7 protein-coding genes are annotated in these 15,157 nt (G+C 55.1%); all 7 read right to left on the reverse strand.

The window, feature by feature from the left end:
• Window positions 1-295 precede the first annotated feature (295 nt).
• Window positions 296-1,903, reverse strand: a complete 1,608-nt coding sequence (locus EWV37_RS00610) for a hypothetical protein (RefSeq protein WP_129699407.1) — start codon at window positions 1,901-1,903, stop codon at window positions 296-298.
• Window positions 1,904-2,206: 303 nt separating this feature from the next.
• Window positions 2,207-3,802, reverse strand: a complete 1,596-nt coding sequence (locus EWV37_RS00615; protein WP_238662970.1) for a heparinase II/III domain-containing protein — start codon at window positions 3,800-3,802, stop codon at window positions 2,207-2,209.
• Between the two features lie 338 nt (window positions 3,803-4,140).
• A complete protein-coding gene (locus tag EWV37_RS00620) occupies window positions 4,141-6,885 on the reverse strand; it encodes a glycosyltransferase (protein ID WP_129699409.1) in 2,745 nt (914 codons plus the stop codon).
• A complete protein-coding gene (locus EWV37_RS00625; protein ID WP_129699410.1) occupies window positions 6,876-7,274 on the reverse strand; it encodes a hypothetical protein in 399 nt (132 codons plus the stop codon). The genes EWV37_RS00620 and EWV37_RS00625 overlap by 10 nt, the downstream gene beginning before the upstream one ends.
• A gap of 11 nt (window positions 7,275-7,285) precedes the next feature.
• Complete coding sequence (locus EWV37_RS00630; RefSeq protein WP_129699411.1) at window positions 7,286-11,863, reverse strand: glycosyltransferase; 4,578 nt, start codon at window positions 11,861-11,863, stop codon at window positions 7,286-7,288.
• Window positions 11,864-11,985: 122 nt separating this feature from the next.
• Window positions 11,986-13,233, reverse strand: a complete 1,248-nt coding sequence (wecC, locus tag EWV37_RS00635; protein WP_129699412.1) for a UDP-N-acetyl-D-mannosamine dehydrogenase — start codon at window positions 13,231-13,233, stop codon at window positions 11,986-11,988.
• A 94-nt stretch (window positions 13,234-13,327) separates the two neighbouring features.
• Window positions 13,328-15,151, reverse strand: a complete 1,824-nt coding sequence (locus tag EWV37_RS00640; protein ID WP_338032782.1) for a glycosyltransferase family protein — start codon at window positions 15,149-15,151, stop codon at window positions 13,328-13,330.
• Between the last annotated feature and the right edge of the window lie 6 nt (window positions 15,152-15,157).

Here is a 15,157-nt window from a genome sequence, read left to right on the forward strand (position 1 = left end):
GAAAGAGTCTGCGTCTTTATAATTGATGATATGTAGTCTATTAAAACTTGAGCTTAGCTCCGACAACCTGAGTCTTCGTATAAGTTCTGTCCCATTGTCTTTAGAGTCATTAGTAGACTCAATTCTCACAAATGTTTTTTTGTCCCTTAACCAATCGTCACCCATAGTTGTATCGGCTAGATCAACGACCTTACTGCCGCTGCGAGGAAGTTTAATTTTGGTGTGCTTTTTTAGATCCTTATTGAATATTACTAAATCCGCACTGACTTCTGATTTTCTAAACCATCGTGTAAGTCTAAACTTCATTTACGATTCCTTTAGTATTCGCGTACCATAGCAAGGATGAATAGCAACTAAACATACTTCGCATCACAACGCGATTTGTTGGCCTCCTCCGAGCAGCTATATTTAGCTTATCAAAGTCTAAATAATTCTCTGCATCACTACCGCGCAGTTTCTCAGACAATGTTGATAATTGACTCCGAACATGGTCTATTTGGACCACATGTCTAAGTGTTGCTTTCATGGTATTGGCTGTTTCAACTTGCGCTGCAGTTGCCGGAGGAAAGTAGGCCTTGGGTGGTTGTACTGGCGCACGATATGGAACTCGATACGTTTTGGATCCTGAAGGTCGTGACTGATCAAATTCTCGTCTTGTCTGTACAGACCTGAGCTCTCGATAACGAGGGGATACTCTTGGAGTATCGAAATCATATGAAAGTAATTCGGGGGCGAGATTGTTCATGACGTCAAGTCCCACCATGTTTTCCATGCGTAAATCTACTGGTAGACGAGAGGCTAGGCGCACAGCGGCTATCGAGTACAGCGGATCAAAGCGGTGGATGTACTTGCTGTATAGCGCGGAGCCGAGCCCCACATAGAATCGGTTTCGGATGGTCACGTACATGTGATCAAGGAAGTAATCCTCGCGGACACCGTCCTCCATGGCCAAATTGATTGAACCTCTGATTGCCTCGTTGTGCATATCAATGGCTTCTTGAGTTAGGAAGCAAGAAGGGTGAGTGGGGTTTGTCGCCGCCCCTCCCCAAATCGACCTACTGAGCGCGGGTATGTCTTGTAGATTGACACCAAGATCCTTGCGGCTATAAAAGGCGCGTAGTAGTTCCCCGTATCCCCCACTTAATACTACCGTGTCGTAAGAATCCGTGTATTTGTTCGGACCGTCGGTTCGCATGCCCGCCGATTCAAGCATCGGCCAAAGCAAGTCTTGCTCTAGAGATGTAGGATATTTCGAAGCTGAAATACCGCTCCGATCAGCTGGGTTTAGGTCTAGAGAAGACGCTAAGCCAAGGTAGATTCGTTTGTCTTCCTGCGCAGGACTTCCTGAGCAGAAGAATCCGAAATTTTCCGTGGCGTTTAAATTTCGAAGCCCAGCCAGGACAAGGCGCGAATCAAAACCCCCTGTCAGGTGAGAAACCCGCGATAGTGCAGGATACTCAATGACTGCCTGGATATTCCGCCTAATATCATTCGCGATTTCCTCAATAGATTCCCAGTAAGAATCCGAACCAAGATTCATAGGATCTATTGAGCTATCTTTCCATGGCCGGTCGTGTTTCGTAACGTTAATTCTGCCTTGAGTAATTGAAACTGTGCAAAACTGCGGCAGGACGTCTAGACCTTTGTAGCTAACGCCGCCAAAGCCTGCATTGCCAGTCAGGATAAGTTCGGAAATATGCTTCTCGGATGGCTCGAGATTGATACCAAATCGTTGCGCACTATCTACCATTCGAACCGGGTCTGAACCGAGCAGAACCACGTTGTCGGTGTCTCGGCCTATTCTGAATACAGGCTGGCCTCCCAATGGGTCGGCGAGTACGAAGGCTGTTTGAGAATCGCTACCACGAAAGACTAACGCTAACGAACCTGCAATGGACAGCATGGCATCCTTGACACTATGTCCTATTTGCCTTCTTAATTGACCTGTATCTACCGCGGCGGAAGCTCCCACGAAACTGTCGCCGAGTCTACCGCAGCCAGCGACTGCGATGTATTCCCCACTATTACTAACTCTCAGGTCGCTGGAGTCTAAGAATACGCCAGGTAGTATCTCTACACCATCACCCCGCTCATTGCCCTGAATTACCGTTAGTAGAAAGCTCACATCCGGGTCCTTATCATATCATGGTTTTGTTTACAGTTTATTATCTTCATATCTCTATTGGGATATGTTCGGAATATTTAGTTAAGTTTTTATATCAACAATGCAACTTTTTACGGGACCACTTCGATTGCGATTATATATCTTGATACGGGATTTATTGGGATCATGAACCATAAATGCCGCAAGATTTCGTCGGCTATATATGGGTTTAGTCGGTGGTCGGTTCGGAGTAATTATCGAGAACGCGTATAACTCTGCAGGCCCCGATGCGTTGACAGTGACAGCTCGGCCGGTTTCAAGCCAGGCCTCTCCTGTCAGGTCAGAACCTACCGCAGACCATACTGTTGGCTCTTTCCGGGGAGCGACTAGTACCTCTCGCGGCATCCATTCTTCTAGCGGTTCATTCAAATCGATTGTTGGTGTCTGACTCTGCAACAATAGATCATTTGCTAAAATGTCGCGACCTACAGTGGTAATGAACTGGATCCGCTCTCCTGCCTGCTTAAGAGATAGCACTTCGGAGGCGACCCTACGACGCCATCCATTGGACATCCAGCCTAAAAATGGGTTTTCATTACCTTTAGTGATTGAAATTTCCGGCTGGGGTCCGATTGATGAAATATCCAGTGTTTTGAGGCCACTAAAAAGACGGACGCTTCCTGCCATTTCTACCATAGATATATTTTTTCCCGCATGCCATCGTTGTTCCACACTCACTGCTACTTCGGCATTGACCGAATCGACGATGACAAGTATGCGCCGTTTTTTGAGGTAAATTACCCGGCGACTAATAAGGATATCATTGTATCCGTGATCATGTAGCGTTATTTCCACATAATCGTCGGTTTCTTTCTTTTGTTCCGCATAGACTTGGGTCTTTTTCTGATATTGTTTCCCGGGGATTACAATTGAGTTATGTCCTGCACGATTAACAACATATGTCCGCATGGGATGTTTTCCGTAATAAAATTTTCCGGTGTCATCAATCCACTGCACCCCATCTGTTGCGTACGTTATTGAGCCCCCGTCACGATGCCCGTGGACCTTGTCTTGTCGCCCCCATGTGGCGGTGACGAACGTTTCGTCTTCGTACGGGCGATTTTCTCCCCACCCACTCCTCATAAATGCGTATCCCGCATCATAAATAGCCGTAGTGGATTCTGGCTTACGCCCCTTTTTTCCTCGGCTCACGGTGAACTGGGTATGCGGGTGGTTCACTTTTCTCGCATTACCGCCGTCAGTATCACCTATGCGTGCGAACCTGCCTAAAGGTGTGGTTGCATGGGCCAAGAGAGTGGGGGCAAGTTCCAACCGGTGGGCTTGCACGGGTCGGGCGACGCCTTCGAGGTCCAGTCGTTTGAAAGCATCGTTCCACCACACATAGTTCTGCAGGTGGTAACTGATGGACCCTTCCTCATTTGCCCCCTGCTCGTCGTAGGCCGCCTCGAATTGGTCAGTTAATCGCTGCATAGCAACGTCCGTGACCTTCTGGTCTTCGAGTACCACTCCGAGCACAAACAACCCAACGTGCTGGTGGAAGCCATGGTTGCCCCTCTTGAGGTGGCTTGGCTCCAATAGCCAACCCACATGATCCCGTAAGGAATTGATCAGCCAGGGCTGTTCTCCCACCACCGTCAAACCGTGACACAGCTCCATGGCGCGGATACCGTCGCTCATATCAATCCACGCCCACTTATATGGATCCGAGCCCGGTTGGTTTGCTTCAATCCAGGATCGAGCGTATTTTTCCCACAGCAATGCGGCGTCTCGGTCCCCCGCTGCACCGGCCCTTCGCAGTGGGTCTAGCCACCTGAGCATGTGGTACTGGAATTCCCAGTTGTTATCGTCGAACGGGTTCTCCCGCCAAGTAGGTACCTCGGGCAGAGACCATTCCTTGTGTGGAGCCATGTGCAAACGCCGATTCTTCAAGCGTGCCACGAGTTCGGACTCGTTCTCTGCCTCTGTGAAGTGAGTGCCCAATGCTTGCCGCCGTGCGGCCTCCAAATTAACCATGCTCAGTGAGTCCCCGGGAGAGGCTCGGTGGTGTCGGCCTCGAGATCCGCGGCGATGTCCTCAGGCACAGGTTGTTTCTCGGCCGGGCGAATGAGAACGCGCAGACCCGAGTCGGGATCCTCGGGGTCCTTGAGGGCAAGCTTCACATCGTAAATTGCACACAGTTCATCCAGCAGAGCGCGACATTCCGCTCTTTGCTCTGGTGAAACGAACTTGTTAAATTTGTCCACCAACCAGCCATTGAAGAACGGGTCCACCCTCAATCGGCAGTAGTCCTCGTAAAGGCCGTCCCGCTCGAGCCATTCCTTACGGAACCGTTCCATGGGCAAATACTTGCGGAAAAACCCGGGGCCAACGGAATTGATCATGGAGTTGGAAACCGCGCCGTAGTAAACGTGGATCGGCAGTCGTACGGTCGCGATCCGCCGAGCACCATAAAGCATTTGTTGGAACGCCAAGGAGTCCTGTCCCAGAGCCCCAAGGGGCTGGTAGAGGCCAATAGAGCGCAACCACTGAGTATCCGCGACGAGAGCCTGGATGCTCATGGGCTGAAAATTGGTGAGCGTTAGTGCGTCCTCCGGCACTATGAGACCACCCACTGGGTCTTCCGGAAGCGACTTCTCCAGCAGAGAGGCATTGTGCACGTGCCGCCGCCAGCTGGACAGTTTAATCATGTCGCCGATGGCGAACTGCACCTTGAGGTCCTTAACCTGGTCTAGCAGCACACGGAAACCGTCGTTGAGCGCTTCATTGTCCGGGTCCAGGTATGTGATGTACGGCGCAGTCGCGAGTTTGAGTCCCTCATTCCGGGGGCGGGAAGCACTTCCAGACCCACCTTTTTGGAAGAAGTGCGCTCGTACATTGGGGTACCGCTCGGCCAGTTCGCGCACGACGTGGGCCGTGTATCCGTCCGTGGAGCCGTCGTCAATAAGAAGGATTTCCATGCGATCGAAGATCGTGGAGCGTTGCAGTGATCGGAAACACTTTGAGACCAAGTGCTTGCCATTGTTGAAAACGGGCACCACAACGGTCAGTTCGGACTCGGCCAAGCCCTTGACATCGATCCTTTCGGTGCCCCTGGGGCCTGCGCCAAACGGTGCCGCGCTGTAGGCGTCTCCGACCATGCGGCCAGTGTCCAACCAACGACTAAGTACGTCGTCCTCGGCCTTCGTTCGTAGGGCACTCCGGGCCGAGGAAGCCACTTCGCTTATCAATTCATGATCTTCGCCGCGGGCGATCACTGAATTCGTTTCGCTGCCGTCCTTAGTGGCTATGTCCACGTCCGCATAGCGGAAGACGTTGAGTAGATCTCGTACGTGCACGCTGCTGTACTCGTGATCATCCGAAATCGGGACGACTGCGTCGTACTGGTCCCGACGAGAGACGATCTCATCACGGGAGAGAACGTCCGCCGGCACTGTCTGGGACGCCGCAACTCGTCGCACTTGCTCAATGCCTGTCCCTGACACAGGGACGAGGGCCGTTCGTTCGGACAAGGTGGCCACGGGTGCCCCCACGGAGTTGAGTAATTGCGCCATTCGTTGCCACGCCGTGTCGTGTTCCCAAACTCGCCGTAGGCCGTCATTCTGGGCTCGGTATAGGTCATCCCCCATCATTGCAGCCAGAACCAAGGGGACTTCTGGCTGCTTGTCGATCAATTGCACCTCGGGATACCGGTCGTTGACCGCCACCGAGTAATTGGAGAGCACGAAAGCACCCATGGCCTGCAGCTCCACCGCGCGGTTCGCGTACATGGTGGTGGAGTTGGTCACCGAGTTCAAGTTGAGCTGCACATCGACCAAGCGTTGAATCTTCATGAGCGCGCGGTGTTCCACACCGGGTCCAACGTGGTCCATGTACTGCTGCGGGTAGTGGTACTTGGGGTCTCCCAGCGTGGAGTTCCTGTCCATAATCAGTAAGTCACGCCCGGACTCCTCTACGCCGTCGAAGAGCTTCTTGGCGGAGGTCTGGCGGTGCGGATACTTGTGGGATAGCCAGGAGCCAGCGAACAGGATCTCTTGCCGCCTAACCCGCCGCGACCCTACTGGGTTGTGGAGCAGCGGGTTGACACCAAATGTCATGGATTCAATATGCGAGACGTCCGGGCAATCCACACGGTATTTCGGGATCATTTCTTCCGCGGAGGTGAACACCACGTCTGCGTCTCGCGCTACGGGCCTGAAGAGTGCGTAATTGGGCGGGTCCTCTTTCGAGTAGAAGATCACCGGCACCCCACGGGACTTAAACTCAGGGATGACCTGCGTGCGCAGAGGTCCCCAGTTGGATGTGGTGCCGTGCCAGTCCTCGAAGCGGCCACGCCACGTGGAAGCCACGATTAGCACGTCCGATTCAGCCGCGGCTTCCCGATAGTTCTCGGGCGTCACGTATGTAATCCGGGCGGTCCCCTCGAATGTTTCATAGAGGAAAGTGTCCGCGATCATTGCTACTCGGGCCGGGTGCGGTTGCAACACCCTGGTTCCTGCATGGTTCGGAAGGGTCCGCGCTAGTTCCAACAATTCTCGGACCTGATCGGCACGTCCGTTGTCGGTCAGAATTCGGGCGTAGCGCTCAGGGTCGACCCGCGGTGCAAGCCGGTCCGCATGGCCACGGCACAAATGAGCTTTGAACGCGCCGGATCCATACCAGCTTTCGTCCAACTTCAATCGCTGCCTTAGCTGCTCCAGTTCGGAGATCCTGGCCCGCACGTTAGCGCTGCGCAGTGCCACCTGCTGATTGTTCATCGCCATGACCGCACCGCTTTCCTCACACGCCACATGCCACTCTGGAGCTTTCCGAGCTTGGACGCGCGCAACTGCCGAACCTTGCGTTCGGCAACATCGCGCTGCTCCGTTAATTGCTCCACTTGGTCCCGGAGTCGGTTTTCACGCTCCATGAAACGGCGTCGTTCGGACTCTAGCCACCAGATCTTCTTCGTCAGGGATTTCTCCTGCTCCTTGAGCTGTTTGTCCCGGTTCTTCAAATTCTTGAAGAACCTCAGTTCCTTCTCGTAGCTCGTGGCCAGTTCCTTGCTGAGAACCTGGATCTCACGGGCTTGGCTCACCAGGAGTTCACTCACGGTGTCCTCAACAGTGGGTTCGGGTTCGTGGGAATCGCGCGTGGAGTTTGGGGGATTCATGCATGTGCTCCTCAGAGCCCTGGGCTCAGGGTGATGTCTAACTGATCGAAGATGTTGCGTTCATCGAACCGTTCTCTCGCAAATTTTGCGGCGTCCGCCGAGAACATACGGCGTTCGTCTTCTGCACGGCTCAGACCCAATATCCGCCGGGCCATGTGTTCCGGCGAGGGAACAAGCCACTCTCGTGGATAGATCAAGTCAGCACCTGGCCAGTCCAAGGACACAGGGACTCCCCCGGATGCGGCCACGTCCGGGAGCGTGAGGTGGAAGGACTCGTGGTCACTCAGAGAAATGCCATAGCCGATACCTCGATACCACTCGGCCATGTCATTGCCGTACGGATCAAATGCCACCACTTCTCGACCATGGCGGTCGTTCAAAACCTTGGCCCGCTCATAGCATTCGCCGTACCAAGCCATTTCATGTTCACGCTTGAGCATCCAAGAATAATCTTCGGGACGCTTTCCTTTAACCCGAAGAGTGAAGTCAGGGTCCTCCTCCAGAATTGCCTCGAGAACACTGATCGCACGGTCCAAACGTTTCATCTGTGGCACCATGCCCACGAAACCGATCGTCTTCGCAGCCTTGGGGGTCTTCTCCAAGGCAAGCATCTCTGTGCGAACGATATTCGGAATGACGCTTGTGATGGAACGTGGAACTCCGTGACTTGCTATGGCACCCTCGCGCATCAGTTCACTCACGAAGATATACTGATCCACTGACCCGTGGTTGATTTTGCGCAGGTAAAGACCGCGTAATTCTTGTGCATGCACTCTAACCACCAGACGGTGTTTCTCACTCACATGCTGCGAATACCAAACCGCGTTGCCAAGACCCCATTCGCAGAACACCGTGTCGGCTCGTGACAGCAACTCACGTGACCGCTGCTCATCATGGTGGGCATGATTCTCCCATTGGTCCACTAAGACAGACACGCCGAGCTCGCGCAGGTGCTCAATCCAAGATTGAGCAAATTTGAGATCGTGCCCCGCGATCAATACCGTTCCCGTTTGCTCAGGAGAGATCTTGGAGGAGGCCACGAGGACCAGTTCACTGTGTGTGTCCGGTTCCTCGGGCACCGTGAGCGTCAAAGTTTTCAGACCGGGAGCTTGCAAGGCTGCTGCGACTGAACCCTGGCACAATTCGGACCTCGCAACGAGACCGGAGGTGGCTAGAGTGTTCTCCCCCGGTACCGCGAAGTGTCTGGCATCCTCATCATCATTAAACTCCTGCGATGTCAGTTTCTGCCACTGTCCCCAGCGGGTAGCCTGCAGCAGATCCTCCGCCCACGTCCGAGAGTATTTCTCGGGCAGGGATCCCCAGAACTCGACGTCATCGGGTATGGGTGACGAAGTGGACAGTACTCGAACGCCGTGTTCCTCCAGAGCGGCCCGAGCGTCGTCGTCATTACCGGAAAGGCGCACGGTAACGGGAGGCACCGATTGACGAATGATCTCATTGACTTGTTCCGGCGTAACGTCGGCGCCCCACGAGGGAAGGGCGAACCCTGCCACTCCAATTCCTGCCGTGCGAGCCAAGATCACAAGGGCAGTATCCACGGTATGAGAGCGCAACACGGTGCGCAGCTGCAACCACACTTCCGAGAGGCGTTCACGGGGATCCGAGGTCCAAGCGGACAACAGCGCCTTTAAGTAATACTCATTGTTAGTGCAGGGAATGGCGCCGTCGAACGTCTCAGCCACACCGCGGCTCCAGCCGGAGAGTACAGCGCCACCGCAGGCGGCGATCTCCACAACCCTGCGAGAGAACATGCTGGGTGAATAAGCTACGGAATTGACGTTCAAGCTGGCTGCGTGCGCACGGTAGCTATCAATCACCTGGTTGTAAGGCAACGCACCGCGAACAGAGGACTTGAACTCGGCCGGAAATTGATATGGCGAATCCGGATATGCTGCCTGCCGATCATAGATGGACAGGCCGTACGGCTTCGCCGTTCGCAACAGAGTTGCGAGTTGATGAGAACGCTCCGCGTACCGGTCACCGTAATACGTTCCCGCGTAAGACACGGTGTTCTCGAGAGGGCGTCGACCAGGCAGTGGATTGTGAATAGCGGGCTGCGCGTAGAACGGCAAGGAAGATGCCGTGATAGCTCGGCCCCCGCTCAAAGTGCGGGCCTGCGAAAGGTACTCCGGAATCATGTCAGCGTCCGTGGTGAAGACATGGTCGCACAACGCGCCAGTGCGACGGAAACGATTGATGTGAACCGGATCCTCTTTATTCCAAAAGACCGTTGGAACGTTCGCGTCCCGGCAGCGTCTGAGTAGATATCGGAACGGCTCATGTTCTTCGTCAGAGTAATAACCCACCTTCCGGTGCCATTGCCCCGCATTGCCGCTCCATGCTGACTCGATGAACACCAAATCCAGATTCTCAGTACGGATTTGGTCCGCATAAGTCTCAACATCGAGCGGGACGATCGTGGCTGAACGGTTCAGAGTCTCTGTGGTGAACTCGTCCGCGATGAGCCCGATGCGGAGATCTTGTACCTGTCGGCCGGCCGTAGCCTGTCCGTCGTAATTTTCAGACGCCAAACGGTAAGTTTCACGAATTGAGTCACCGAGGTGCACCCACTGGCGCTCGTCGACGGCCCATAGGCGTGCGGCCTGCCCCATAGCGATCCGTTCTTCCCGATTCTCGATGAGTCGCTGAAGCGCGTTTGCTAATGATTTGGGGTCACCGGCCACACTGAGTAGACCTCTAGAGCCCTCGTGAGTGCCTTGATCAGCCCCAACCAGAACTCGGTGCGGGGAGACGTCAGAAAGTACAACGGGCTTCGATGCCGAGAATGCTTCAAGCGGTTTAAGCGGTGAAACCATCTCGGTTACGGGCAGGCTCAGGCGGGGGCAAGCCACAATGTCTACGCAGCTCATGACCCGGGGAATTTCAGATGAAGGCCGACGTCCGAGGAATCGGACTGTTCCCTGCAGACGGTTCTTCTTCTGGTATTCCTTGAGGTTGTTGTAAACGCCCCCTGCGCCGGCAATGGCCACCTGAAACTTGACCTTGCGACCGCGCAGGATATTCGCTGCTTGGAGCAAGGTATGAAGACCTTCATACTCCACAAAAGACCCTGCGAAACCAATGACGGGTACGTCTGTGCGGATGCCGTGACTCTTGGCATACACCTCATCCCGGGGCAGTGGAAGGAATGCCCCGGTATCCACCCCATTGGGCAGCAACGAAATGCGATCGGCCGGGACTCCTCGACGGACCAGCTCTTCCTTTACCTCTCGAGTAATGGCTAGAACCGCATCTGCTTCTCGAGCAACGAATGATTCGAGGAATGCTTGGTTGCCGTAGCGCTCGGTCTTTTCCCATCCAGGTTTGGTGGAGGCTTCCGTAACCTCCCACAAGCCCCGCACCTCATACACGAACGGCAGTCCAAGACGTCGAGCCGCAATGAGTGCAGGTAGGGCATTGAGGTAGTTCGATGCTGCGTGAATCACGGACGGCCTTGACAGTTTAGCTTGCCGAACCACGGTATCTGCCGCCACATTGATGTATTCGTGGGGACCCTGAGCAGAAATGTTCCCCTCAGGAAGGTGAACCCAATCGACACCGTGACGATTCACCACATGTCGTCGTTTGCGGGGTTTGGCATCTGCGGTTGAAATGTCCCAAGGGTACCCAGATCGTCCCAGAACCGTGACATCCGCGCCAGCAGCTTTCAAGCCCGCGACCACACCTTCGGTGCGAACTGAGTAACCGTTGGAGTGGAAGATGGGGGTTGAGTACGCGCAATAGAGCACGCGTTTATGTTCCGGGTGGTAAGCGGCTCCTCGCGCGCGCTGTGGTACGAACCGTTCTAGATTTTCCCGAAGCGCTACTGTCCCCAGAATACGCTCAGCAAGTGCACGTTGACGTGAATTTAGATCATTGACCAAATCGCGGTGATTACGGATCAATCGCTCGGCGCGGTTGATTTCGCCTTCCCGATACCACAATCTGTTGAGGCAATCCGCCAAACGAGGTGCATCCGGATTTTCGTGGAAGGCTTTCAGCACCTCACTAGTATCCATCTCCGAAACCACCCGTTCGGGTGCCTCACTTGGTGAAGAAGCCTCAGGATCCTGCTCCGCCGTCGGATCCATGTCACGAGGAATATCGGAGGACTCGGCCTCGCTAGCTTCCTCGGCATCCTGAGGGGCGCTGATTGGGGCGAGATCTGCGGACGAAGATGGATGTACGGTACGCGGTTGTTCTCCAGGCGCGTCTTCGCGACCGCCTGAACTAGGAGTGAACACGAGGGACTCCGGGACTTCCTCGGCATCCGAGCTGATTATTTCGCCCACAGATTCCGTGTCACTTTTAGGGGCTACACCCGATGCCCAGGCATTCTTGTAAACAGCAAGTTCTTCGGCAAGCTGCCGGTTTTCCTGGACAAGAGCACGATGCTGACGGGACACCGTCGCGAGCTTAGCGTTCTGTGCTTTCGACTTGGCCTGGAGACTGCGGTTCGAAGCGGTGGCGCGTTCTAGAGCGTCAAAGATGGCACGTGAATCACTCGCTGCCTGGGCATACACAAGTTCTTTAAGATGACGAGGATCGCGCCGTTCGTCTGGATGCATCGGGGGTGCTCCTGCGGTGGGGGGGGGGGGTATGGCTGACACATCTGTTGGGGGATGACTTCAGTGTCGACTGAGGTGAATAACGGGTAACGGCGGTGGGACCCCCACCGCCGTTCAGCGCGTTACCGCCAGAGGCCCTTGGTATCCACCACGGTCTTGCCCTTCAACGACGCCGCGGGAATGGTCTTAAACTCGTCGTGATCAACCAGCAGAAGAACAACATCCGCGCGCTTGATCGCATCCGCATATTCTGCGAACTCCACATTGGGCATACCCTGCAGTGCCTTGGGCAACTCGCCGACGTTGGGTTCGACAGCCAATACTGTCGCGTGGTCAACGTGCTCGGCCAAATCCTTGGTGATGTTGAGCGCCGGCGACTCGCGAAGGTCATCGATGTTGGGCTTGAATGCCAGACCCAGAGCAGCGATCACCGGAGAATCGATGTTCTTAACAGCCTCATCGACCTTGTTGATTACCCACTTGGGCTTGCCGTCGTTGACCTCACGAGCCGTACGAATGATGTTGGAGTTCTCGCGGTCAGAAGACACGATGAACCAGGGGTCAACGGCGATGCAGTGACCACCCACGCCGGGGCCCGGCTGCAGGATGTTCACACGGGGGTGATGGTTAGCCAGCTCGATGAGCTCCCACACGTCGATTCCCAGGTTGTCAGCGATCAACGAAAGCTCATTGGCAAATGCGATGTTCACATCGCGGAAGGAGTTCTCGGTGAGCTTGGCCATCTCCGCAGTCACATCGTCCGTCGCAAGCAATTCGCCCTCACAGAACGAGGCGTACACCTCGGTTGCGCGGCGAGCGGCCTCGGGAGTGCGACCGCCGATAATGCGGTCATTGCTCATGAGCTCTTCCATCGCCTTACCAGGAAGGATGCGCTCGGGGCAGTAAGCGAAATGGATCACGGGCTTGCCGTTTGCACCGTCGACGGAGAGGTCCGGGCGCAGTTCCAGGATCTTGTCCGCAAGTTTCTGTGTTGTCTTGGGCGGGGAGGTCGATTCGAGGATGACCACTTCGTCGCCTTGCAGCTGAGGAGCAATCGACTCTGCTGCGGACATGATGTACGACAGGTCGCCTTCGTAGTTGTCCTTGAAGGGGGTGGGAACCGCAATGACGAACGCGTTGCCCTGCTGCATCTCGGTGGAGGCGGTGAGCTGACCACTATCGACAGCCTTCTTGAGCTGTTCTTCCAACCCGGGTTCAACGATGGTGACTTCACCGCGCTGGATGCGCTCTACGGCGGAGGCATTGACGTCCACACCGTGGACCCGTACTCCGTGATTGGCCATGACCACGGCAGTGGGGAGACCGATGTACCCGAGTCCGACAAAGACAACTTCCAAAGGATTGCTCATTACCTCACCTTACTGAGACGACTACTACTGACCTCACGAAAATATAAGCCCGGTCAGGAGTGCTATATGTCATGCGCGTTATGACCCACTTGAATCATACCGTCACATGGATTGAGTTGTCCCCGAACATGACGACACTGCCGGTGGCCAAGACGTTAGCATCCGACACTTGCCACGTATGGCCGTCCGTCCCGCGACGTTGGACAAAATTGAATCGATCGGCCGAATAGATCGTGAAGCCCGCCTCAAGGGTCGCTGCCAGGAAGGACGAATCTTCGCCGGTGTTTCTTCGTTGAAACGGAATTTGATCAAAGACCCGTCGATAACCGGTGATAGTAGGCCCCATGACGAAGTCCGTGTATCGGTGTTCCCGATGTGCAAATCGGTGCAACGTTACATCCTGGGACTCCACGTACATGTAGTGGGCCTGTTTCCCGACGATATCCGCGCCGGAGTACACCAGGGCGTCGAGCAGATCTGCGAGATACCGGGGAGCGTAAAAATCGTCGTCGTCCATCTTGGCTAGAACTTCACCCATGGACGCCTCAACCGCAAGATTTAGACATTCTCCAAGTGTCAACTCGGAGTCAGCCGCGATGGTCGTGACTTGGTCGATGCCACTGGTGGCAATCGCTTCCTGTATCTCGTCGGCACTCGGATCGAATCCATGAGCAACCATCACAACGTCCAGGTCGACATTCTCCTGTGTCGCGAACCCTTGGAGAGCAGAGGCGACCCTATGTGGGCGATTGGTACACAATAAGATAGAAACCGTCGGTCGTGTTCGTGGACGAATCTTCTCGGGCAGAACTCGTTGGAGAATTTGCTCCACGCGATGGCCGTACATGTGCTTGTTCCACACTTCTCGCTGCGCGCGGTGGACCATACGATCGGCAAGTTCAGGACTACGCACGAGCGCACGGATGACGTCCGCAGCGTGCTCTCTATCCTCGACAACTGCCAACTGATTCTCGGTGAAGTACTCACGAATGGCCCGAGACGGAGTGCTGACAACTGGCGTGCCACTCGCGGTGATTTCGAAAATACGTCGCGCACACATGGACGGTGAGTCCACTACAGAGTTCACATTCAAAAAGACGCGGTATGCCTTGTACGCAGTCAGCATCTGGTCGTAGGTCAGGGAACCGACCACCCGCTGGTCCAACGGTTCAGGGAACTGGTAACGCTCATCCTCTCCCAGATAGCGGGAGAAGATTTCGAGACCGGTCTGAAGCTTGGGGCTAACGTCATCTGCGCCGCCCAACAACAGATCCATCTGTTCGCGACGTTCGGGGAACTTGTGCGCGAAGTACATGCCGCCAAAGGCGACGTCACGCTCGTGAAAGCCGTTCCGGGGACGCGAGGGGTTGTGAACTGCGGGTTGAGCGGCGAACGGCAAAACAGAGACATGGTCGTGTCCGAGGTCCCGGTGGTAGTCGGGGATCCTATTTACATCTGTGGTGAACACGTGGTCAAAGAGACCCGCGCATTCCAAGAAGTCCTCATAGTGTGGCGGGTCTTCCTTGTTCCAGAACACCGTGGGAATGCCCTGCTCCCTACAGTGGGTGACCAATTCCTTGATGGAGTCCTTGACCCCGCTCGTCCCGGTGAGCTGGTACTGCCAGTCATCACCGTTACCGTGCCAGGCAGACTCTACAAACAAGAGATCCACGGGTTGCGCCGCCAGTTCAGACTTCCACCCGTCACGCGACAACGCGATCTGGTTCCATTCATATTGGAAGGCCCGCGCGGAAAAGTCGTCAAGGATAACAGCGACCGTGAGGTCGGAACGAACTGGCGCTCGATCGGGCCATTCCTGGGGCCTGAAACTAATGGTCTTGCGAAGGCCTTCAACGGCTCCTGCGGACGCCCCGGCTGGTAGGGACGCCCGCCTGCGATACTTGCGCCACTGCGACACTCCCCC

Source organism: Kocuria carniphila (assembly GCF_004136555.1).
Classification (GTDB): Bacteria; Actinomycetota; Actinomycetes; order Actinomycetales; family Micrococcaceae; genus Kocuria; species Kocuria carniphila.

Excerpts from the sequence above, each read along its gene's own strand:
- EWV37_RS00610 (WP_129699407.1), bottom strand. The coding sequence starts at position 1,903 with ATGCTGTCCATTGCAGGTTCGTTAGCGTTAGTCTTTCGTGGTAGCGAT.
- wecC (WP_129699412.1), bottom strand. The coding sequence starts at position 13,233 with ATGAGCAATCCTTTGGAAGTTGTCTTTGTCGGACTCGGGTACATCGGT.
- EWV37_RS00625 (WP_129699410.1), bottom strand. The coding sequence starts at position 7,274 with ATGAATCCCCCAAACTCCACGCGCGATTCCCACGAACCCGAACCCACT.
- EWV37_RS00615 (WP_238662970.1), bottom strand. The coding sequence starts at position 3,802 with ATGAGCGACGGTATCCGCGCCATGGAGCTGTGTCACGGTTTGACGGTG.
- EWV37_RS00620 (WP_129699409.1), bottom strand. The coding sequence starts at position 6,885 with ATGGCGATGAACAATCAGCAGGTGGCACTGCGCAGCGCTAACGTGCGG.
- EWV37_RS00630 (WP_129699411.1), bottom strand. The coding sequence starts at position 11,863 with ATGCATCCAGACGAACGGCGCGATCCTCGTCATCTTAAAGAACTTGTG.